Source organism: Thermobaculum sp. T2p (genome assembly GCF_059335935.1).
In genome coordinates, this window is record NZ_JANZYQ010000018.1 from 32,587 (window position 1) to 54,252 (window position 21,666).

Sequence of the window (21,666 nt, forward strand, 5' to 3'; positions counted from 1 at the left end):
GTTCAATGGCTCGGCCACACAGCCGTAAGAAGTTGCGAGTGCTTTTGACCAGAGAGCCCATAGAGTGCATTCTTTCTCTCAGCAGATGACCGCGGGATTACTGCCCTCCCTTGATAGCAGTGAGGTAAATACCCCCACCTCGTATCTTCCCCTGCCCGCCCTCGACTAAGGGCAAAAAGTGAGCTGTAAGTCGTTGAATCTCAGATTCAGTTAGGGCGGCCCGCATGGCCTCTAGTATACTGGGGACCTTTGGGTTCTGAGCACGTCTTATATAGGTATCCCAACTAATTGGTCTAGCTTGCGATACGCTCACGTGCAAATTGGCGTAGATCTCTTCGAAGCCGACTGCAAGAGCGTGAGAGATCAACTCACGCTCATCGATCTCCGAGACCTGCACAAGTGGGTTGCTTAGCTGGTCGTAAGCAGCCCTTACCTTGCTTACCAAGTGACCTACATCGCCTGCTTCATATTCATCGAAGGGTTGCCTTCCCTCCATGAATCCTAGTCGACTTACCGGCTCAAATAGAGATAAACGTCCTCCTAGCTTAAGTACTCTGTATATTTCCTGAAATACTTTTAATCTATCGGTGACGAAGATCAACACTGCTCGAATTACAACTGCATCTATAGATTCGCTTTCTATACCAGTCAGATTTGTTGCTGAGGCTTGTATGAAACGACATCTATCAATTACCTGTTCCTGAGTCGCCTTTTGTCTACAATAATCTAATAAGTCTTTCGATATGTCATTGAAGATTACTATACCGTGTTTTCCGACCCTTTCAAGAGCTCCGAACGCTAGAAGACCAGTTCCAGTGCCTATATCTAGGACGGTATCTCCAGGAGTAATGAAGGCATTCGCAAGAACTCGCTCGCGTACTTGACTAAGCGAACTCTCAATCTTGACGAATTCATCCAAGTCGTCACCATATCTTCTAAAAAGCAACCATTCTGCAAAAGGGTCAGAGTAAGATTGTAACATTGGATCCCTCAAGGACGAGGTTAATAACCATTGATTTAGGTCTTATTGGCCAGGGCTTTGGCTATGGATCTAGCGATTGGCAATCCCGTATGCTCTTGTAGCCATCCCCAAGCTCCCATGGGATTCACCTCCAGGAAGACATAGGTACCATCAGTTCGAACTAGCATGTCTATGGCTCCATAGTTTAGCCCTAATACTAACATAAGATGCCTTATCTTATTGGCTAATGGTACCGGCACCTGATGGACTTTATAGGTCAGGTCGTTATAGATGCTTCGCCAGTCTCTTGTTTGTGCAGAATAACCTAGCCTACCATCAGAAGAGTGTATCTCGACTCCATAAATCTCCTGCGGTAGGTAGATCAAGCGCAGTGCATATAGCTGTGGAACATATTCCTGAAACATGGTGCTGCATGGCACGCAAGAGTCGAGGTTTTGCAGATCCTCATCGCTCACCAGAGTGGTGTAAGGTGCCCGGAGCATCAATCCGGGTCGAGGGTTCGAGTCGATGTGAAAGCTCTTACATACTATCTGTCCACCGAAATGCCGATAAAACTCTTTGAGCTCATGAGGATTGTTCGATATCATAGTCGCCGGTATGGCTAGGCCTACTGAAGAAGCCACGTGAAGCTGATAAGGCTTGTAGCTAGCTCTTAGTCCAGCATCTGGGTGATTCATCCATACTATGGGCTCTATAGATCTGAGTATTCCTCCCACGCATTCCGCACATTCAGCCTTTGCATACCGTATTACGTCTTTGTGAAGCTTGTCTCCGAAGTTGAAGTCACTTACATGACCATTCCAAATACCTGTGACCGCACTCAAGTCTATCTGCCTTCCCCCATATGATATGAGTACCCTCCATGTCGCGCCAGAAGCAATGTGGCAATCTATATTGCTTTCAAGGGGGAAGGCAGACAAGTCGTAAAAGAAATGATCGACACCGAGGGCATCGAGCTCAGATGCCACCCAATGTATAGCAGCATCCGATGGTTGTGTCATCAGCATCACAAGAGGCGATGGACTCATTTGGGGCAACCTTGTAGCTTAGTAGTGTTGCTAATCATAGAGCAAAGCTAATAAGGCTTACTCGTTAACATATATCTATGCTCTAAGAGTCTTCATAGCTTTCCTTGTCTTTCTTTGTATCGTCACCCCATCCACCAGTCCAGGTGCCGCTAATGCTGGCATAGGGGTTAGACGCAATATAAGAGTCTTGCTCCATCACGGAAAGAGTTAGCGTAAATGGCAAAGCGGACTTGTCTATGGACTCCAGATCTACTACCTCTACCCGTCCCTGTACTAGTGTCTGCCATGATAGGTCTCTCGGGAGTCCGGATAGGACCAGACGTGCATGTTCCTTATATTCTGCCGTCAAAGCATCTGGTAAGATCTCGGGCTTTGGGCATTGCTTTTCAAACATGGTGTTTATATCCTCCTTTACACTTTAGTGAGCATATTATGTACTGTATTTATTAAGTTAGTATTAAGTTAGTATTAAGTTGGAGTTTGAATGGCCTTATTGGCCAAACGCTCCTAATGGCAGGGTAGAAAGAGGAAGTGTTGGTGATACAGACGCGTAATCAAAGTCCTGCTGCCCGTGATAGATAACCTGGAGGGTGCTAGGAGAGGATCGCCGGTCTACCGTTGCCCTAAATCTAGAGCACAGTATCGATGTGCGTTGCTCTGCCCTGGGGCGATGAGCCCCTGGAATTGGGCGAGCTTTAGGACGCGCTCAGGAGCATGTACCCTCCAGCTTGACTCTCCCGGTCCGCGGGCACAAGCGCTGATCTGCCCATCTGATAGAATAATTTGGTGTGACCCAAATATATCGCTGGAGGGAGTCATGAGCGAGAAGTCGGTGTTGAGGATAGAGTACTGCACCTCTTGAGGGTATCTCAAGAGAGCCGCCGGTCTGGCGGAACAGGTGCTGCACGACTTTCACCCCGGCATCAGGGAACTGGTCCTGGTGCCCTCCTCGGGAGGAGTATTCGAGGTGAGCCTGGGAGGCGAGCTGCTGTTCTCAAAGAAGCAGGAGGGCAGGTTCCCCGACCCCGAGGAGATACTGCGGACGCTGGAGGTCCGAGGCGTCAAGAAGGTGCCTCCCAAGCAGGAGTAAGTTCGGGGAGCAGGGAAACGACCCTGCTCCCCCCTCTTCTGGGACCTTTCTCCCCGTGCTCCCCAGCGATGCGTCACCTGGTTTGTTTGACATAATAATGAGACCCGTGCGCCGTTGGATTTTTGGTCGACGACGAATAACGGGGTGCTGAGGTGCCGACGAACTTCGAGGCAAAGAAGATGTACTTTGTGCCAGATAACGTTGTGAGAACGATGCAGGACCTGTATGGGGAGGCGGGCAGGCGATGGGCAGAGCAGTTGCCTGCCATCTTGGGGGAGCTGTCCGAACGTTGGGGGGTGGAGGCGGGTCCACCGTTTCCGGATCTCTCCTACAATTACGTATGCCAGGCGGTATTGCCTGATGGTCGGTTGGCGGTCATCAAGCTGGGGCATCCCCAAGACGATGCCTTCTGGCACGAAGCCGAGGCCCTGCGTGCCTTCGACGGCCGAGGGGCGGTACGGCTGCTTGCCGAGGATCGGCAGCTTACTGCGTTGCTGATCGAGAGGGCCTTTCCCGGTGACCGGTTGACCATCGTGGGCGATGACGAGGCGATGACGGCGGTGGCTGCCGGGCTGCTACGCGACCTGCATGTGCCGCCTCCCGAAGGGCATACACTGCCCACCTTGGAGCTGTGGTGCGAGGGGCTCTGTAGGTTGAGGACCTTCTACGGGGGCGGCACTGGGCCATTCCCGCGCCGATTGGTGGAGGCGGCTGAGTCCTGCTTGCGCGAGCTGTTGGCCGCTCCGGTGGAGCCTAAGCTGCTGCACGGCGACTTTCACCACTACAATATATTGTCGGCTGAAGATGGATGGATGATCATAGATCCCAAAGGGGTGGTGGGGGATCCTGCATATGAGGTGGCTCCATTCATGCTCAACCCTGGGGATGTGGATAAGGCGCCGCGTCGAGTGTTTGAGCGTAGGTTAGAGATTCTAACCGATGTGACCGGCTTGGACGGGCAGAGGATCGTGCGCTGGACGGTGGTGCACGGCGTGCTTGCTGCCTGGTGGGGCGTGGAGGACCACGGCAGCCCATGGGAGGATGCGCTGCGGATAGGGGAGATCTTTCTCTCTATGCTATAGCGACATGCTGGATACCTTTAGAGGGCCTTGCTGCTGGGTCATGGGTGCTGGTCATGACTTCTGAGCTATGGAGAAGCCCCTGCGCTCCATGGCTCCCCAGCTGCTGTCCTTCCGGAGGTAGGACACTATGGCCCAGGCCCTCCAGGCAGTCGTGAGCTGCCTGTACCCGAAGTTCTCCAGCACTCCAAACAGCAGTAGCTTGAAGAGGTCTCGCCAGTGAGCGTATCTTCTGAACCTGAACTCCTCAAGCAGCACGGCCGCGGTGGACATCAGCACACCCAGACCTATCGCTGCCGCAAAGAAGGCGATCGCGAATGGCAGGTTGACTATCCCTAGCAACAACCCCACTACCAGAGCTAAGTAGCCCACCAGCTCAACCACGGGGCCCAGCATCTCGAATAGGAAGTAGTAGGGCATGGCCAGCATGCCTATCAGCCCGTAGCCGGGGTTGAGCAGCATCTTCTTGTGTCGCCAGATGGTATCGATCAGCCCTCGGTGCCAGCGGTCGCGCTGTCGCCGGAGCACCCTGATGGTGGCCGGGACCTCAGTCCAGGCCACGGGGTCGGGGACGAAGCTCACATGGTACCTGCGGTTGCGCTCGCGCAGCAGCCTGTGCATGCGCGTCACGACCTCCATATCTTCGCCAACGGTGGAGGTTTCGTACCCACCGACCGATATCAGGACCTCCCGTCGGAACATGCCGAAGGCCCCAGAGATTATCAGGAGGCAGTTGAGGCGGCTCCAGGCGGTGCGCGCCGCCAGGAAAGCTCGTAGGTACTCCACGACCTGGAAGGTGGGCAGTGCCTCCTTGGGGGCTCGCACGTCCACCACTCTGCCGGTCTCCACCTTGCAGCCGTTGGCGACTCGCACTATGCCGCCCACGGCCACCACATCGCTCGACTCTATCATGGGACGGGCTACACGCAGCAGGGCATCTTCCTCGAGGATGATATCGGCATCGATGCAGCACACCAGGGGGTAGCTAGCTGCACAGATACCGGCGTTGAGGGAGTCCGCCTTGCCACCGTTCTCCTTGTCTATAACCAATAGATTGGGGTACTTGCTGGAGGCGTACACGCCCTTAATGGGAGCCGTGCGCAGGCGCAGCCTTATAGGTTGGTCCGACTCCCACAGGTCGAACTCGCGCTTGAGCACCTCCATGGTACGATCCCTGGAGCCATCGTTTACGACGACCACTTGGTGACGAGGGTAGCGCAGGGCCAAGAAGGAGCGCACGCTGTCGGCGATGGTGGCTTCCTCGTTGTACGCGGGCACTATGAGAGATACAGGGGGAGCGTAAGCTGATGTGAATAGCTCCGATAGCCCACTGAAGATCTCTCTACGAGAGTAGTCTACTATCTCGAAGAACGAGATGACGTAGAGCAGCAGGTATATGCCGTTGAGCACCAGGAAGTAGCAGAGCACGAAGGCGTTGACGACCAGGACGAACTCAGAGATGCTCATGATGCCTCCTTGTTAGCTAGATGCGTGCGAGTTCTGGGTCCCTCTCTGAGGATCGGCTCGAGCTGTTGCAACCACTCGTGCCTGCCGGCTTCCTCGAGCAGCCTGCGCAGGTAGCCCGTGTTATGGGTATAAGAGAGGCCCTGGACCGCCCTGCGTAGCATCTCCTCGGCCTCTTGTGAATGGCTGCTACGTGCTATCAGCCTGCGTAATATCCCCTCCGATTCAAGTGTGGCGGCTGCCCTGTCGCTGGCGTAAGCGTCTGGATCCCAGAGCGCATCTATTAAAGCCTGCTCGCCTTTGCGCCCCATGTTAGCGAGTGCCCTGCTAGCATTGAGGCGTACCCACCACTCTGGATCTCGCATCAGCTCTCGGAGCAGGGGTATGGTAGAGGTGTCGCCTATCATACCAAGGGCGTTTGCGGCCTGAGCCCTCACTGGCCAGTCACGGTCGCGAGCACACCTAGCGATCAGATCCACGTCCTCGGGGTCTCCTATCTTCCCCAGGGCTGCCACAGCCTGCGCCCTCACGTTTTCGTCTTGCCCGAACGTGGCTGCGTGCCTAAGCGCTTGCCTGGCCTCCCATGCCCGCAGCTCACCCAGTATCCTGGCAGCTAGCACCTGTGCCCTGCGGTTTCCACTACTTAGCGCGCGCGTTAGATGGGGGATGGCTGTCATACCTAGGCGATGGAGGTTCTCTGCCACCCTCAGGCTGGTGAGCTCGGATGGGTCCGATAGGGCTCGCGCGAGGGCATCGGCAGCATCGTCTCCCCCGATGCGGGCCAGTGCCCTGGCGGTGACCGCTCTGACGGTCTCATCGGGGTCGTTCAGAAGCGCCCTCAGCCTGGCCACGATCTTGGGGCCAGCCAGGTAGCCCAGGCATTCTGCGGCTCGTGCCCTTCGCCAGCGCCTGGAGGATCTTAGCTGCCGCATGTAGTGGTCGCGCAGCCCAAGGTCGGCTGCTAACTGTCGTAGGCGCTCCAACTCGCTGCCTCTCAACACCTCCATATGGTGGATGAGCACTGCAACCAGCACATCCCTCTCCCAGGGCTTGTGCCCAACTAGTTCTGATGATGTGGATCCTGTAGATAGGAAGTCCTTGATCGCTTCTTCAAAGCGGTTTTGAGTCCTTTCCTTCCAGATCGAGTAGATGTTCCTGGTGATCCTGAAACCTAGAGTGATCACCAGCACCAACACGTTGAGGATGAACATTACGAGGACGGCCGTGAGGATCAAGTTCATGGCAAGCTCCTGTTTTGACCCTTAGCTGATGTACAATCTGTGTAGATGTAGTCGTGATGGGTGGAGATGTTGATGGAGCAGACAGGCAAGATCCTGGTGGTGGATGATGACAGGGTCACGCGCCGCATCGTGACGGTCAAGCTCTCGGGGTTGGGGTACCAAGTCGAGGAGCTAGAGGACGGCCGGGCAGCGTTCGAAAGGCTGTCCGCCGGGGATCTTCCCCTGCTAGTGATAGTGGACCAGTCCATGCCTCGTATGACGGGCCTAGAGTTCGTGCGCGCCGTGCGCTCCCATCCCGACGAGCAGATAGCCTCAATTCCGATCATCATGCTCACCTCGCATCAATCTGAGGATGCCATCGTGCGTGGGCTCGAGGCGGGACTCGACGACTACGTTATAAAGCCCTTCAGCCCAAACGAGCTGGCGGCCAGGGTACGTACTGTGCTGTGGAGGTTTCAGCGCGCATCTCGTAGGAGTAGAAGCTAGCTCATGCATCGCCGATCCACCCCAGCACCTGGTTTCTACCGGCCTGCTTGGCTCTGTATAAAGCCTCGTCCGCCAGGCGTATGACAGTTTGTGAGGACTTATCTGGTGCCTGGGACACATCAGCCACCCCGGCGCTGATCGTCACTACTTTATGGTTGTCCCGTCGGCCCTCGTGGGGTATCCCCATGTCCTGCACTGCTGATCTCACCCTGTTGGCCACCTGCAAGGCTGTGTGGCAGTGTTGCTCGGGCAGCAACAGGAGGAACTCCTCGCCCCCGTACCTGTAGACGCTGTCCGAGGCGCGGCAGCATCCTAGTATGGTGCGAGCTACAGCGCACAGGGTTTTATCTCCAGCGGAGTGGCCGTAGGTGTCGTTATAGCTCTTGAAGTGATCGACGTCGAAGAGGGCCACTGCGTAGGTGTGGCCGTACCGGGCAACCCGATTATCTATCGATATCATATCCTCCTGTAGCCTGAGCCTGTTGTATGTGCCCGTGAGGGAATCTATGCGTGCCTGCTGGTAGAGCTGCTGGTTGAGGTCGCGTAGCTGCTGATGCAGCGATGTGATCCTGTGGGCGGCGATCAGCCTGGCGCGCAGCTCCACCTCGTCCAGGGGCTTGCGAAGGTAGTCATCGGCTCCGGCCTCCATGCCGTGCACTAGGTGGTCGCGATCCCCAAGGCTGGTCAGGAAGATGAAGTAGGTGTAGGAGTCACCCTGCTCCTGCCGTATGCGCTGGCAGAGCTCTAAGCCATCCATGCCAGGCATCAGCCAGTCGCTCAGCACGACGTCCGGCCTGTGCTGGAGGTATAGCTCGAGAGCTTCCTGTCCGTCCTTGGCGGTTATGGGCTCGTGACCTATCCTGATTACGGCCAGCTCTATAAGTCTACGGGATAGGTTGTCGTCTTCGGCGATGAGTATCTTCACCGGGTACGCTCCATCTCCTCAACCAAAGTATCCTGTAGCCTGCGCAGCTCCGCTTCGAGCGAGGGGAATAACTCTCTTGCCGGGCCCATATCTCCCTGTTTACCCATTTGCTGCAGCTGGAGGCATAGAGCCTCCAGCCTTTCAGCCCCGAAGTTGGCGCAGCTGCCCTTGAGGGCGTGGGATTCCCGTTCCAAAGCTTGCGCGTTGTTGGTCTCCAAGGCTGTCCTTATGGCTTGTAGTCTCATGTTGGAGTCCGTGATGAACATCTCCAGCAGGTCTCGGAATATCTGCTGATCTCCCGACATATCGCGGATGGCATCGAGTGCTTGTCTGCTGAGCACCTCTGCGTTCTCACTCATGTGACTTACCTCTCCTCCGGTATCTGTACTCGTGTCCATCTGTCCAGCACCTCTCTCAGCTTATCGAGGGTGAGGGGCTTGCTTAGGTAGTCGTCCATGCCCGCTGCCAGGCAGGTTTCCCTATCACCCTCCATGGCATTGGCTGTGAGGGCAATAATAGGTATGCGGCGCCCGGTCTTGGTCTCCAGCCTGCGGATGCGCCTGGTGGCCTCGTAGCCATCCATCTCGGGCATCTGGCAGTCCATGAGCACTAGGCAGTATTCTTGCCCCCGACGCTCTACCTCCTCCACAGCTTGTCGGCCGTTCTCTACGGTGCGCACGGTATAGCCCAGCTTCTCCAGCTGTAGGCTTACAAGCCTGCGGTTAACCGGATTATCTTCGGCTAGCAACACTGGCTTAACTGATTGGATTTGATGCGCCTGGTCTTTGTCTTCCCCTTGTGGCTTAGTTCCCGTCTGGGATGTTTCCTCATAGGAGGGACGCGACGAGATGTTGGCCAGCACGTCCATGAGTTGGGACTGCTTGATAGGTTTGATTAGGTAGGCGCTGAACCCTGCTTCCATAGCTCGCTCACCCTGCCCATCCTCATGATGGGCAGTTAGCAGGATCAGCTGCGTGTCGGGTGCCAGCTGCCTGAGCTCCCTGGCCAGCTCTAGCCCGTCCATGTCCGGAAGAAACAGATCTATGATCGCCAGGTCGAACCTTTCTGCTCTTGCCATGCTCAGCGCCTCCTCTCCGTTGGCTGCCTCTCGACAGCGCATGTGCCAAGATCGCAGGTACTCACGGAGAATCTGGCGATGGGACTGGTGATCATCTACGATGAGTACACTCATTCCCTCAGGAAGATACATCTCTAGAGGTTGTGGCTGCTCGACCGCGACGATCTTAAACTTGGCAGTGAATCGGAATGTGGACCCAGATCCCAGCTTGCTCTCCGCCCAGATGGTGCCTCCCATCAGCTCCACCAACCTCTTGGAGATCGTTAATCCCAGGCCCGTACCGCCGTAGCGCCTTGTGGTGGATGCATCTGCCTGCGTGAAAGGCTGGAACAGCTTGGATAGTGCCGAGGGCGCGATACCTATGCCCGTATCCTCCACCTCGAACAGCAGCTCGATCTCGCTGTCGATGGTGCGCTTGGGTAAGACCCGTACCAGCACCTCACCTTGCTCGGTGAACTTGATGGCGTTGCTCAGCAGGTTGAGCAACACCTGGCGGAGCCTTGCGGGATCGCCTATCAGGGTGCGAGGTATGGAGGGATCTACGAACGTCATCAATGAGATGCCCTTGCCTCTAGCAGTACCTGCGAGCATCTCCGATGTGCCCTCCACCAAGGACACCAGGTCGAAGTCCACCTCCTCCAGCACCATCTTGCCGGCCTCGATCTTTGAGAAGTCCAGGATGTCGTTGATGATCGAGAGCAGCGACTGGGAGGAGGTCTGGATAGTCTGCACGAACTCGCGCTGCCTCTCGGAGAGAGGTGTATCCTTGAGCAGCTCCGTCATCCCGATGATGGCGTTGAGCGGGGTGCGGATCTCGTGGCTCATGTTGGCTACGAACTCGGATTTGAGTTTGGAAGCCTCGATGGCCTGGTCGCGGGCGCGCCTGAGCTCCTCGGCCACCTTACGGCTCTCGGTGATATCTCGAGCTATGATCTGGCTGGCTGGCCGGTCCTCGTGAGAGGTAGGCACGACTTTTACCTCGGCATAGATCTCACGCCCATCAAGCGTGATGAGCTTCTCCTCGAGGGAGTTGGGCTCGGGCCTATCCTCCCTTCTACTATCGATCTGCGCCGCGATCTCGCCTCGCCGTTCGGGATACACGAACTCCAGGATGTTCCTGCCTACGAGTTCTTTGGGGTCTTGGATGCCCAGCATCCGCGCCCCAGCTGGGTTGATGTAGGCCACGCGACCCTCCTGGACGATAGCTATCAGATCTGGGAAGGCCTCCACTAATCTCCTGTACCTCTCCTCCGACTCGGTGATCGCACGCTCGATCTCCTTGCGCTGCGTGATATCCTGTATCTGTGAGACGAAGTACATGGGTTCCCCGGTGGGGTCCCTCACCAAGGACACGCTCAGCAGCGCCCAGACGATGCTGCCGTTCTTATGGTAGTAGCGCTTCTCCATCTGGTACTGCTCGATCTCTCCGTCCAATACCTGCCTCACATGCTGGAGGTCGAGATCCAGGTCGTATGGATGTGTGATGTCCTGGAAGGTCATCCCCAGTAGTTCCTGCTCGGAGTACCCAAGCATGTTGCAGAGGGATTGGTTGACGCGCAGCCACCGGCCGGTGGTGGACACCAGCGCCATGCCGATGGGAGCGTGGTCGAAGGCCGACACGAACAGCTCCATGCTCTCGCGCAACGCTTCCTCGGCACGCTTGCGCTGGGTGATGTCCTGGCAGGTGCCCTCGATGATCCTGATGCCTCTGCCCTCGTCGAACAGCCAGCGCGAGTTGATCGATAGCCAGATGCGCTCGCCATCCTTGCGAACGGCCTCGAACTCGAAATCGTGTACCTCTCCCTCTTCCAGCATGATCCTCAGGTAGGTGTCTCGCCTGGAGGGGTCGGCGTATATCTGACGTGCCACGTCTGTGACTTCCCTCATCAACTCCTCGGGGGAGGAGTAGCCCAGCATGCGCGCCAGAGCTGGGTTGGCCAACAGGATTCGACCGTCTAGAGAGGTCTGGAATATGCCCTCGGCGATCCGCTCGAATATGTCCTGGTAACGCTGTTGGGCTTGCTTCATGGCCTCTTCGGCATGCTTGCGTGCCGTGACATCGGTAATAACTCCCTCCAGCATGGGAGATCCGTTGTGCGCTAGCCCTACGCATTGACCGAACTCCTCTACGAAGCGCACGGAGCCATCCCTGCGTTGGAGCCTGTAGGCCAGGTGGTACCTTTGGCCAGGGGTTCTAACGGTGGATAGCTTCTCTAGCACGCTTTCCAGGTCTGCAGGTACCACTAGGTCCAGCAGCGATATGCCCTGTTCGAGCATCTCCTGCGGCGAGTAACCAGTCAGCTCCAAGGAATAGTCGCTGATGAACTCCAGCCGCCAACGATCGTCGTACCTGCGACGGTACACAGCTGCTGGAGTGTTGGCTAGCAGGGTTGAATATTTGCGCTCGCTCTCCTCGAGTCGCGCGTAATCTCGCTGGTGATCGCGCAGGATGCCGACCATTCTTATCACCGCTAGGATGGACATCAGGGATGTGCCCGCGACGAGCGGCAATGGGCTGGTGCCTATCTGCAGGCCTATCTCCGCGAGAGCTATACCCACTGGTACGAGCAGGGCGAGTATGATCGCTACTATTCTGGGCCTGCCCAACCTCTCGATGGGGTACGCCTGTGGGGGCATGCCTTTGGGTTCCAGCTGGCTTGCGAGCGCTGCCGCGCTGAGGCAAGCGTAAGAGAGCAGCCACCCAGCATCCAACAAGGGGCTGCCCGTGTACGTGTCGTTTATTAGCTGTGTTGAGTAGCCGATGTCTGACACAAGCAATATACCTATGCCGCCCAACAACAGCGCGTCCGTGGGATGTAGGTGCCTGCGTCCGAACAGTAGCCTGAGAGCTATCAGCAGCACCAGCAGATCCATCAAGGGATAGGCACCTGCCACGAGCTTCCCAAAAGTGCTCAGCGTCGACCTGGTGAAGGCAGGTTCGAACACGAAGGTCCAAGCCAACATGGTTGCGCCAGTGGTGATCAGCGCGGCATCTATCGTGGCAGCACTGCCCTTATAGCTTGCGCGCGCGTTCACCAGCAGTGCTATCCCCAACGCCAGGAAGGGGTAGCCACACAGGTAGAGGATGTCGGCCGCCGAGGGGAAGGGGAACTCCCCTACGTGCAGGTAGTAGGTGTAGACGTTGTAGGTGATATCTGCTGCCAGGAATAAAGCCTGGCTCAAGCCGACGAACGCCCACCCCACCTTATCTCGCCCGTGGATGCTGCCTGCCAAGACCATGCCTATGGCGAAGAGGCCAACAACATCGTATAGCAGGTCTTGAATTATCCCGGCAGGCAACAGCAGGTAGCAGGCTATAGCCAGCAGCTCTAGCCCCAACACCGCCTGCCAAGTGATCATGCGTTTATTACCGGCTCTTGCCATCCCTTGCTAACACCACCTTCAAAGGGCCCTATAATCCCTATTCTTGATGATATAGCAGAACAAACTTCTTATCAATAACGCAAATTAATGCAATATTTATTTAATTGTACGCAAACAAAAGCCTGTGGTGCGAGTTGGGCTTTTGTGCTACCCTGTATAGCCGAGGAGGTAGCTGATGTCTTTCGATCTACGAAGAGGCACCAACATCTCTCATTGGCTTAGCCAGAGTCAGGCTAGGGGCGAGGAACGCAGGCGTTGGTTCACGAGTGAGGACCTGGCACGTATCGCTTCCTTGGGTTTCGATCACATACGCCTGCCTGTGGATGAGGAACAGTTGTGGAGTGAGACAGGAGAGCGGGATCCCGAGGCGTTTGAGCTGTTGGGCAGCGCCCTGGATTGGTGTAGGGCGGCCGGGCTGCGGGTGGTCGTGGACCTGCATATACTTCGAACACACCACTTCAACGATCGGCGAGAGCCCAAGCTCTTTGCCGATCCCAGCGAGGTCCAGAGGTTTACGAATCTATGGCTGGACCTCTCGGATTTCCTTCGCAGTTGGGCCACGGACCAGGTGGCCTACGAGCTCCTCAACGAGCCCGTGGCGCGTGATCCCGAGCAGTGGAACGAGGTGGCATCAGTAGTATTTCGTTCCATCAGGGAGGTCGAGCCGGAGCGCACGATAGTGCTCGGCTCCAACTGGTTCAACTCCACCGAGCAGTTCGAAGCTCTCAGGGTGCCGGAGGATTCCCACACTATCCTCACCTTTCATTACTACAAGCCCATGTTCATCACCCACTACCAGGCTAGCTGGTGGCCCGGGGGGCGTTACTCCGGCCGCGTGCAGTATCCTGGCAGGCCCGTGCCGGAGGAGGAGTTGGGGTACCTGTCGAAGGAGGAAAGGCAGCTGGTAGAAACAGCGAACGCTCCCTTTGATCGCAACGTGATGGCGAAGGAGATAGCTGTGCCCGTGAGGGTGGCAAGCGAGCACGGTATGCGTCTATACTGTGGGGAGTTTGGGGCCTACTACCGTGCTCCCAGGGAGTGCCGACTCGCTTGGTACGCCGACCTGCTGTCGGTGCTGCGCGAGTACGGCATAGCTTGGGCGAACTGGGAATATAAGGGCCAGGGTTTCGGGGTGGTGTCGGCTGATGGCCACCCTACCGAGATAGCTTCAATATTGCTCTCTGGATGAGGGAAGAGATATGGCAGAGCTGCTCATGGGCATAGATATAGGGACCTACAGCTCCAAGGGGGTGTTGTGCGCCCCCGATGGCCAGGTGTTGGCGGTCAGTGAGGTGGAGCACGGTCTCTCGCTGCCGAGGCCTGGTTGGGCGGAGCACGACGCGGACGAGATCTGGTGGGGAGATTGCGTGCGGATTTGTCGTGGACTGTTGAGCAGCGCCGGTAGGTCTGGTCGGGATGTAGCTGCACTGGCTGTCAGCGGCATCGGTCCCGACCTGCTACCTGTGGATGAGCTTGGCCGCCCGCTGCGTCCGGGCATACTCTACGGCATCGACACGCGTGCCACCCAGGAGATAGAGTGGTTGCAGGAGAGGTTTGGTACAGATAAGTTGTACGAGCACTCGGGTATGCACCTAACCTCTCAGGCGGTGGGCCCCAAGCTGCTGTGGCTGCGCCGCAACGAGCCGGAGGTGTTTGCACGCACTCGCTACCTGATGAGCTGTAGCAGCTACCTGGTGTACAAGCTGACGGGAGAGTACGTGCTCGACTACCACACCGCCTCGCACTACAATCCCCTGTTCGACCCACGCAAGCTGGAGTGGTCAGGGGAGTTTGCTGAGCCTATCTGTGACCTGAGCCTGCTTCCTAGACTGGAGTGGGCCAACAGCGTAGTGGGCAAGGTGCACCGGCGCGCCGCCGGGGAGACCGGCCTCCTGGAGGGCACTCCCGTGACCGCCGGGACCATAGACGCGGTGGCCGAGGCGGTGAGCGTCGGCGTGGTGCATCCGGGCGACTTGATGTTGATGTATGGCACTACGCTGTTCTTCATCCTGGTGCAGGAGTCCTTCGTGCCCAACCCCAAGATGTGGGTGACGACCTATGCTTTCCCTGGTACCTATGCGCTCGCTGGGGGCATGTCCACCACTGGCGCCATCACTCGCTGGGCCCGTGACCAGCTCGCCAGGGAACTGGTGGAGCGAGAGGAGTCCGGTGGGGAGCGCGCTTACAGCGTCCTCAGCCGGGAAGCGGAGCAGTCGCCTCCCGGGGCTCGCGGCCTGCTTCTGCTGCCCTACTTCCAGGGGGAGCGCACCCCCATCCACGATCCACAGGCAAGGGGCGTGCTCGCTGGCTTGACCCTTGCCCACACCAGGGGAGATATCTACCGAGCCATAATGGAGGGCACGGCCTATGGGGTAAGGCATAACTTGGAGACTATGCGCCAGACCGGCGCTGAGCCGTCGCGACTGGTTGCTGTGGGTGGGGGCACCAAGAGCCCTCTGTGGCTGCAGGTGGTGAGCGACGTCACCGGGCTGCCCCAAGAGGTGCCCGAGTTGACGATAGGTGCTTCTTATGGCGATGCTTTCCTCGCGGGGATTGCGGTCGGCCTGGTGCCCACCCTGGACGCGTTGCGCTCGACCTGGGTGCGCGGCACCAGGGTGGTAACCCCAGATCTGGAGAAGGCCGCGATATACGAACGGGGGTATCAGCTCTACCTGCAGCTCTATGAGCGCACGAGAGATCTGGTGCACGCTTTGGGCAAGCTTGCAGAGGGTAAGTGATTACGCAGGTATCAATACATATTGAGGAGGAGACGGAATCTATGGGTGGTGTTAGGTTTGGGGTGATCGGATGCGGCACTATATCTAATCTGTCCTACCTGCCGGCCATCAAGGGGGAGTACGCGGGACATCCGATGGAGCTGGTGGCGGTGTGCGACGCCGTGGAGGAGAAGGCTGTGAGAGCCGCCAACAAGTTTGGTGCCCGCAGGCACTACACACGGTATGAGGATTTGTTGGCCGACCCCGAGGTGGACGCCGTGATAGTGGCGACCAATATCGCCACGCACGCCGAGGTAGGGCTGGCTGCGGTACGCGCCGGCAAGCACGTGCTGATGCAAAAGCCCATCGCCGAGACCCTGGACGAAGCAGACCAGATAATTCGAGAGGCACAGCAGCGCGGGGTGAAGCTGCAGGTGGAGCCCCCGCACATGCTCAATCCCTTCTGCGTCCGCTCGCGCGAGCTCATAGCCGCCGGGGCGCTGGGAAAGGTATGTCTGGTGCAGGCCAGCTCAGCGCACTCTGGGGCGGACGACAGGCCGTGGCTCTTCCAGAGGGCTGGTGGGGGAAGCGTGATGCTTGATCTGGCGGTGCATGCCCTGACTTGGCTCACTGGGCTCCTGGGGCCTGTGTCCCAGGTGACGGCGATGGCCACCACCTCCGTGCCGGAGCGCATCATCAACGGCGAGCCCATCAAGGTGGATATAGAGGACAACGTCACTATCCTGCTGCGCTTCCGCGATGGCTGCCTTGGAACCGTAGTGTCCAACTACGTAACGATCGCCAACAAGGCACCGACCATCAACATCTACGGCACCGATGGTACTATACATCTGGAATCTGGTACGTCTCCTTTTCTGCTGTTCTCGCGCAAGGGCAAGTACCTGGAGCACGATGGCTGGCTGGAGCCCACAGTGTACTCAGGTCACCTGGCGCGTCCTCTGACCGTGCAGCGTGCCACTCCCAGCGGCGAGCTGCCGCCGCACAACAGTATAGCTCACTTCGTCGAGTGTATCGTGGAAGACAAACAGCCTGTGCCGAGCGGGGAGTTCGCTCGTCACGTACTGGAGATCATGTTGGCTGCGATGGAGTCGGCTAGGAGCGGGAGGACTATAGAGCTCCGGACCAGCTTCTAGCTTTGCCACGTGCGCGAAGTCTTGCTATATTGGCCTGGTAATCTGGAGATGTCGGGGGCTTTTGGAGGACATGAGCGACATAAACAGACTGCGTGCGCTGCTTGAGAGGTTGGACGGCAAGGGCTACAAGGCTTACCAGGATATACGCGGCGTGTATCGCGCGGGGCAGATAGAGCTCGCGATCGATCACGTCCAGGGTGATCCCTTTGCTTCGCCCTCCAGGGTTAGGCTGATAGCCCCTGAGAGTGCGCTGAACCTGCCGGAGCACTCCTCGGAGGTAAGGCGCGTGGCCCTGGAGAGCTACCTGGCGAGGCGCGCCAGGGCCATCTTGCCCAGCCTGGGCACAAGGCGTACCGGTACTGGCAAGTCCGGGCAGATATTCATAGATGCCGGTGATCAAGAGGTAATGCCGCGCTCCGCCTGTCGCATATTCGGCGGTAGGGTGGAGCTCAGGCTCTCGGTGGGGCTGCCGGCTGCCGGTCGCACCATCCTTGGGCGGAGCGCGGCGGAGCTGCTGACCGAAGCTCTACCTCGCCTGGCGAGGGCCACTCTATGGATGTCAGACCTCTCGGAGGCCGAGCACTTCGTGGACGTCGTCGAGGATGCCCATGCACTGCGCGAGCAGCTGCGTCCCAACGGCCTCGTGGCGTTCGTTGGTGACGACTCAATCTTGCCCCGCGAGAGCGGCGTCAGCCAGAGGCCTCTCAAGGGCAGGGTGGTGCCGTTCAGGTCGCCGCGGGAGCTTAGGGTCGAGCTGGATACCCCCAACTCGGGAAAGGTGGTAGGTATGGGTATCCCTGAGGGGGTAACGCTGATCGTGGGAGGAGGGTTCCATGGCAAATCCACGTTGCTGTCAGCGCTCGCCAGGGGCGTGTACGACCACGTGCCGGGCGATGGCAGGGAGCGCGTCGTCACCCGCGCCGACGCCGTCAAGATCAGGGCCGAGGACGGTAGGAGGATAGTAGGGGTTAACCTCTCCCCATTCATCCACGACCTGCCCCTTGGTAGGTCTACGCAGTGCTTCACCACCGATGACGCCAGCGGGTCTACTTCCCAAGCCGCCAACATCCTGGAGGCTGTGGAGGTGGGGGCAGGGCTTCTCCTCATGGATGAGGACACCTGTGCCACCAACTTCATGGTACGCGACCGCGCCATGAGGGAGCTGGTGCCTCAGGATGCTGAGCCGATCGTTCCCCTCATAGATCGCATAAGACAGCTATACGAAGAGGCCGGCATATCATCCATCCTAGTGGTGGGGGGAGCAGGTGACTACTTCGAGGTCGCCGACACGGTGATCTGGATGCACGAGTACCGACCCGAAGTAGTGACCTCCAAGGCCAAGGAGATAGCCTCCCGCTACGAGCAACACGTGGGTGTTCCCCCAGATGCATGGGTGCCTCCAACACCAAGGGTACCATTGCCCCAGAGCATCGATCCCACCCGGGGAGATAGGACCAAGGTCAAGGCACGCGGTACTGAGGAGGTGGGGTTTGGGTACGAGTCCATCGACCTGCGGCAAGTGGAACAGATAGTCGATCCTAGCCAGACGCGCTTCATCGGCGACGCGCTCGTGTACGCCCTCAAAGCCGGCATCATCGATGGCAGGCGCACGATCTCCGAAGCTCTGGACAGGCTCGAGGAACATATACGTGATCGCGGCATAGACGTGATATCTCCGTTCAGCGGCCATCCCGGAGACTACGCCCTGGCGCGCAGGTTCGAGATCGCTGCGGCCCTCAATAGGCTCAGATCCCTCGAGGTTGTACAGCAGCATGAAGACCAACGATCGTAGCTTGTAGATGTGTATTCAGGAGGCCATATAACTGCTATAATGACGGTATTTAGGTGGCTACCTGGGGTGTTCCGGCGCAAACAGCGCCGCAGGAGGTGTAGAAGATGGATGGCGATGCTTATACCCTGGCGATGTGGAGGGTGAGGCCCGGCTTAGAGGAGGAGTTCATCCGTGCATGGCGTGAGGACCTGTCGGAGTATTTCCTTAGCCTGCCCGGTGCCATAGGTGGAACCCTGCTACGCAGCGTAGAGGATCCGACTGTGTTCTACTCTTTTGGTCCTTGGCGAAGTTTGGAAGACGTTCGGGCTATGCGCGCCGATCCTAGAACTCCCGAGGTGTTGGGAAAGGTTCGTCAACTCTGTGTAGAGGCCACGCCAGGGGTGTACTAGCGCCTGCTGACCGTCAGCAATCCCCTTTGAGGGTTTGTCCCGGCAGGCGGGAGTAGTCCTCTCCGAGCTCTCCAGGTCGGTGCTCTCGCGATCCAGCCTACTTCCGGTTCACGAATCGTGATGGACGTAGAGGATTACCCCTTGTTGCCCCATTGTTCGGCACGCTGAATCGTTGAGTAGCTAACCTTCTTGCAGGGCACCTAGCTGCGTGCCCGCATTGGTGGGATGCCCAACACTTGTGCATATGGAGAGGCTTGGGGTGTTGTTCGCGATGGTACCTCGTGCCTACCTGCTCGTGATGTGGGAACGACCATCAACGTCCCTTGTCGTTTACTTTGGCTTGCTCGCTAGCAGCGAGAAGGTCAGCGGGATCTGCACCATGTCTTCCGGCAGCCGCCACCAGCCATCATCGCCTTGCACCATGAACGGGAAGCGCTGCCAGGCGCACACTGGGAACTCGTGCAGCCACTCTATACGCAGGCCGACACCCCTCAGCGAGGAGATGATCTCCCCAAGGCTGTGGCTCCATTCGTAAGCTCCCACCGACGTGATCCCCTCGCCGTCGGTGTATGTGGGGCCTGGCTCAAAGTACATAGGTTCCTGCCTTGGAAAGTAAGGGTACTCTACCCTGAGCGTCCTTGACTGCTCGTCCCCCTCAAAGATGGTGGCCAGGGGATGGTCCTCCACTATGTAGAACTTGCCTCCCTCTCGCAGGAAGTGAGCTATGATCTGTGCCCAGCGCTGTAGGTCTGGTAGCCAGCACAGCACTCCATAGGAGGTATACACTATGTCGAACTCTTCCTTGAGCACCTCCGGCAGGGAATAGATGTTGGCACAGATAAAACTGGCGGAGATGCCTAGCTCCTCGCTCAGCGAGCGGGCCAGATCTATCGCCTTGTCGGAGAGGTCGACTCCCGTGACACGTGCCCCGAGCCTTGCCCAGGCGAGGGTGTCCATGCCGAAGTGGCACTGCAGGTGCAGCAGCTTCTTGCCGGACACATCCCCCAGCTCCTCGAGCTCTATGGAGCGGAGCGGGATCTTGCCTGCCCTAAAGCCCTCTAGGTCGTACATCTGGGAGGCTGCGTGTATGGCCACTCTGTCATTCCAGTTCTGCCGATTGGTCTCGATGTATTTATCCAAAGGGATTTCTCCGGGTATTGTTGCGACGTTATTATAGCACCTGCATAGCTTATCTTGGACCAAGGATCTGGAGGCCACGAAGCACTAATACGCCAACCAAAAGCAGCGTGAGCAGGAAGAAGCATGCTCCTTCCCTAAGGCTGCCGGTGGGTATGATTCCTATCCCGAACCTAGGGCCGCCCGGAAGCAGTAGGGGTATCTTGCTTGGGGTGAGGGCATCCAGCAGCAGGTGGCTGAGGTAACCCACGGCGAACCCAGAGGTTATTAGGAAGGTGTTGGCATCGGGCAGCGCGGCGGCAAACAAAGCTAGCGCTACCACCGCCCCTCCTGCTATACCAAGGGAGTGGGGTAGGCTACGGTGTGATGGCCCACTGTTGATTACTCGGTCGAGATCCGGCACCTTGCAGCCTATGGCCGCCGTTGCCACGAAGGCCATAGTTCCCACTGGATCTAGCCCGAAGCTCAGGACAGTACTTGCCAGCAGAGCACCAACTAGATGCGTCTTGCCCGTCAACGTGACCTCCATCTTCTTTCCCCTACTAGTATAAGGATTGGTAAGTCACACGGGGCGCCTCCTCGCTATGTCGGGCTCCGGTGATGGCTTGGACAGCTGGAAGTTGGTACGGAAGCCCAGAAGCTGGGCTCTACGGGGCAACGAGTGCTCCCCCGGCTCGTGGCCAGCCGTGCCCATCCCACTCTAGCTTGCGTATCTGAAGCTTAGGCGCACCGTTTTCCTTGGCGTCATAGTAGTGGTGCACTAGGAGGTATTCCTTACCGGTAGCATACACGTCCTCTCCGCCTGGGCCTATGAATCGGCCGTAGCTATCCAGCAGCAGGCTGCCTCCGCCCTGAAGCATAGGTACTCCCTCCTTATCGAGGTACGGGCCCGTGATCTGCTGCGACCTACCGACCATGATCTTGTAGGTGCTGTCCACCCCTCGGCAGCAGAAGTCGAACGACACGAACAGGTAATAGTAGCCATCGTGGTAGGTTATGGCCGGGGCCTCTATGGGGCCTCCGCCGCGCGAGGCCAGGGAGTAGAGCTGCTTGTCCCGAGCTGATTGCTTGCCAGTTGCCGGGTCGATGCGGATCATCTTGATGCCATCCCAGAAGGAGCCGAAAGCAAGCCAATGGTTACCATCGGCGTCCACCACCAGCTCAGGGTCGATGGCGTTGTAGTTGTCTCCTGGGGTGGACTTGAACACCAGACCCTCGTCCACCCACTCGTAGTCTGGGCTAGAGGGGTCGAGCGTGACGTTGGTGGCAAGCCCTATGACCGAGTGGTTGGTGCCGAAGGTCGAGCCTGCGTAGTAGAGGTGGTATCTTCCATCCCAGAATGAGATATCGGGAGCCCACAGGTTCGGGATGTCGCCGACCTCGGCCCTCACCCAATCTGGTATACGATCGAACACAGTGCCTACGAGCTCCCACATGCCGATCTGCCCGTTGGATCTCCTGATCATGATCGTGCCATCGTTGACGGGTTCGTAGCCCGTCGAGAAGACGTACAGCTTGTCATCTTCCTCTATCAACGAAGGGTCGTGCACGTAGATATCCCTCTGCCCTCTAGGGGAGGTGGCGGTGGCGACAGAGGATGTGGGCCCAGCACAGCTGGCCAATCCCACGATGGTTCCGGCCCCCAAGAGAGCTCGCAACAACTGCCTCCTGTTCAACCTCGAACTCATCTTCACCTCCTTCCCCTGTACATGTAACGTCC

The 21,666-nt window shown here is 57.9% G+C and carries 19 protein-coding genes; 8 read left to right on the plus strand and 11 right to left on the minus strand.

What is annotated here, in order from left to right; all coding sequences use genetic code 11:
- Positions 1-97: 97 nt before the first annotated feature.
- The 3 genes from N2245_RS08850 to N2245_RS08860 form a co-directional block, all read right to left on the minus strand.
- Positions 98-982, minus strand: a complete 885-nt coding sequence (locus tag N2245_RS08850) for a class I SAM-dependent methyltransferase (RefSeq protein WP_494536373.1) — start codon at positions 980-982, stop codon at positions 98-100.
- 35 nt (positions 983-1,017) lie between these two features.
- The gene (locus N2245_RS08855; protein WP_494536374.1) at positions 1,018-2,010 is read right to left on the minus strand and encodes an MvdC/MvdD family ATP grasp protein; all 993 of its coding nucleotides are present in this window, start codon (positions 2,008-2,010) and stop codon (positions 1,018-1,020) included.
- Between the two features lie 82 nt (positions 2,011-2,092).
- On the minus strand, positions 2,093-2,404 hold the full coding sequence (locus tag N2245_RS08860; protein ID WP_494536375.1) for a hypothetical protein: 312 nt from the start codon (positions 2,402-2,404) through the stop codon (positions 2,093-2,095).
- A gap of 423 nt (positions 2,405-2,827) precedes the next feature.
- Here N2245_RS08860 and N2245_RS08865 point away from each other — a divergent pair, with 423 nt between their 5' ends.
- Both N2245_RS08865 and N2245_RS08870 read left to right on the plus strand, forming a co-directional pair.
- Positions 2,828-3,100, plus strand: coding sequence for an Rdx family protein (locus N2245_RS08865; protein ID WP_494536376.1), 273 nt, complete (start codon positions 2,828-2,830; stop codon positions 3,098-3,100).
- Between the two features lie 152 nt (positions 3,101-3,252).
- Positions 3,253-4,182, plus strand: a complete 930-nt coding sequence (locus tag N2245_RS08870) for an aminoglycoside phosphotransferase family protein (protein WP_494536377.1) — start codon at positions 3,253-3,255, stop codon at positions 4,180-4,182.
- A 51-nt stretch (positions 4,183-4,233) separates the two neighbouring features.
- On the opposite strand, the gene N2245_RS08875 is transcribed toward N2245_RS08870, so the two are convergent.
- A complete protein-coding gene (locus N2245_RS08875; RefSeq protein WP_494536378.1) occupies positions 4,234-5,646 on the minus strand; it encodes a glycosyltransferase family 2 protein in 1,413 nt (470 codons plus the stop codon).
- Positions 5,643-6,884: a HEAT repeat domain-containing protein gene (locus tag N2245_RS08880; protein WP_494536379.1), complete on the minus strand. Its 1,242-nt coding sequence runs from the start codon at positions 6,882-6,884 to the stop codon at positions 5,643-5,645. Before N2245_RS08880 ends, N2245_RS08875 begins: the two co-directional genes overlap by 4 nt.
- A gap of 72 nt (positions 6,885-6,956) precedes the next feature.
- Here N2245_RS08880 and N2245_RS08885 point away from each other — a divergent pair, with 72 nt between their 5' ends.
- The gene (locus N2245_RS08885) at positions 6,957-7,370 is read left to right on the plus strand and encodes a response regulator transcription factor (RefSeq protein ID WP_494536380.1); all 414 of its coding nucleotides are present in this window, start codon (positions 6,957-6,959) and stop codon (positions 7,368-7,370) included.
- Position 7,371: 1 nt separating this feature from the next.
- On the opposite strand, the gene N2245_RS08890 is transcribed toward N2245_RS08885, so the two are convergent.
- Genes N2245_RS08890 through N2245_RS08900 form a run of 3 tightly spaced genes read right to left on the minus strand, consistent with a single transcriptional unit; the run spans position 7,372 to position 12,757 of the window.
- Positions 7,372-8,295 (minus strand): GGDEF domain-containing response regulator, encoded by a 924-nt coding sequence (locus N2245_RS08890; protein ID WP_494536381.1) that lies wholly within the window; start codon positions 8,293-8,295, stop codon positions 7,372-7,374.
- Positions 8,292-8,654: an Hpt domain-containing protein gene (locus tag N2245_RS08895; RefSeq protein ID WP_494536382.1), complete on the minus strand. Its 363-nt coding sequence runs from the start codon at positions 8,652-8,654 to the stop codon at positions 8,292-8,294. The genes N2245_RS08890 and N2245_RS08895 overlap by 4 nt, the downstream gene beginning before the upstream one ends.
- Before the next feature lie 5 nt (positions 8,655-8,659).
- Entirely contained in the window at positions 8,660-12,757 is a 4,098-nt protein-coding gene (locus tag N2245_RS08900) for a PAS domain-containing hybrid sensor histidine kinase/response regulator (protein WP_494536383.1), read from the minus strand.
- A 175-nt stretch (positions 12,758-12,932) separates the two neighbouring features.
- Between N2245_RS08900 and N2245_RS08905 the strand changes: the two genes are divergently transcribed.
- From N2245_RS08905 to N2245_RS08925, 5 genes are all read left to right on the plus strand, one after another.
- Positions 12,933-13,946, plus strand: coding sequence for a glycoside hydrolase family 5 protein (locus N2245_RS08905; RefSeq protein WP_494536384.1), 1,014 nt, complete (start codon positions 12,933-12,935; stop codon positions 13,944-13,946).
- Between the two features lie 10 nt (positions 13,947-13,956).
- Positions 13,957-15,495, plus strand: a complete 1,539-nt coding sequence (locus tag N2245_RS08910) for an FGGY-family carbohydrate kinase (RefSeq protein ID WP_494536385.1) — start codon at positions 13,957-13,959, stop codon at positions 15,493-15,495.
- 41 nt (positions 15,496-15,536) lie between these two features.
- Entirely contained in the window at positions 15,537-16,628 is a 1,092-nt protein-coding gene (locus N2245_RS08915; RefSeq protein ID WP_494536386.1) for a Gfo/Idh/MocA family protein, read from the plus strand.
- Between the two features lie 70 nt (positions 16,629-16,698).
- The gene (locus tag N2245_RS08920) at positions 16,699-18,420 is read left to right on the plus strand and encodes an ABC-ATPase domain-containing protein (RefSeq protein WP_494536387.1); all 1,722 of its coding nucleotides are present in this window, start codon (positions 16,699-16,701) and stop codon (positions 18,418-18,420) included.
- 104 nt (positions 18,421-18,524) lie between these two features.
- Positions 18,525-18,809 (plus strand): antibiotic biosynthesis monooxygenase family protein, encoded by a 285-nt coding sequence (locus N2245_RS08925; RefSeq protein WP_494536388.1) that lies wholly within the window; start codon positions 18,525-18,527, stop codon positions 18,807-18,809.
- Between the two features lie 330 nt (positions 18,810-19,139).
- Here the strand turns inward: N2245_RS08925 and N2245_RS08930 are convergent, their stop codons facing one another.
- The 3 genes from N2245_RS08930 to N2245_RS08940 form a co-directional block, all read right to left on the minus strand.
- The gene (locus N2245_RS08930; protein ID WP_494536389.1) at positions 19,140-19,949 is read right to left on the minus strand and encodes a class I SAM-dependent methyltransferase; all 810 of its coding nucleotides are present in this window, start codon (positions 19,947-19,949) and stop codon (positions 19,140-19,142) included.
- Positions 19,950-19,998: 49 nt separating this feature from the next.
- A complete protein-coding gene (locus N2245_RS08935) occupies positions 19,999-20,475 on the minus strand; it encodes a metal-dependent hydrolase (protein WP_494536390.1) in 477 nt (158 codons plus the stop codon).
- Positions 20,476-20,593: 118 nt separating this feature from the next.
- Positions 20,594-21,634: an arabinan endo-1,5-alpha-L-arabinosidase gene (locus N2245_RS08940; protein ID WP_494536391.1), complete on the minus strand. Its 1,041-nt coding sequence runs from the start codon at positions 21,632-21,634 to the stop codon at positions 20,594-20,596.
- Positions 21,635-21,666 lie beyond the last annotated feature (32 nt).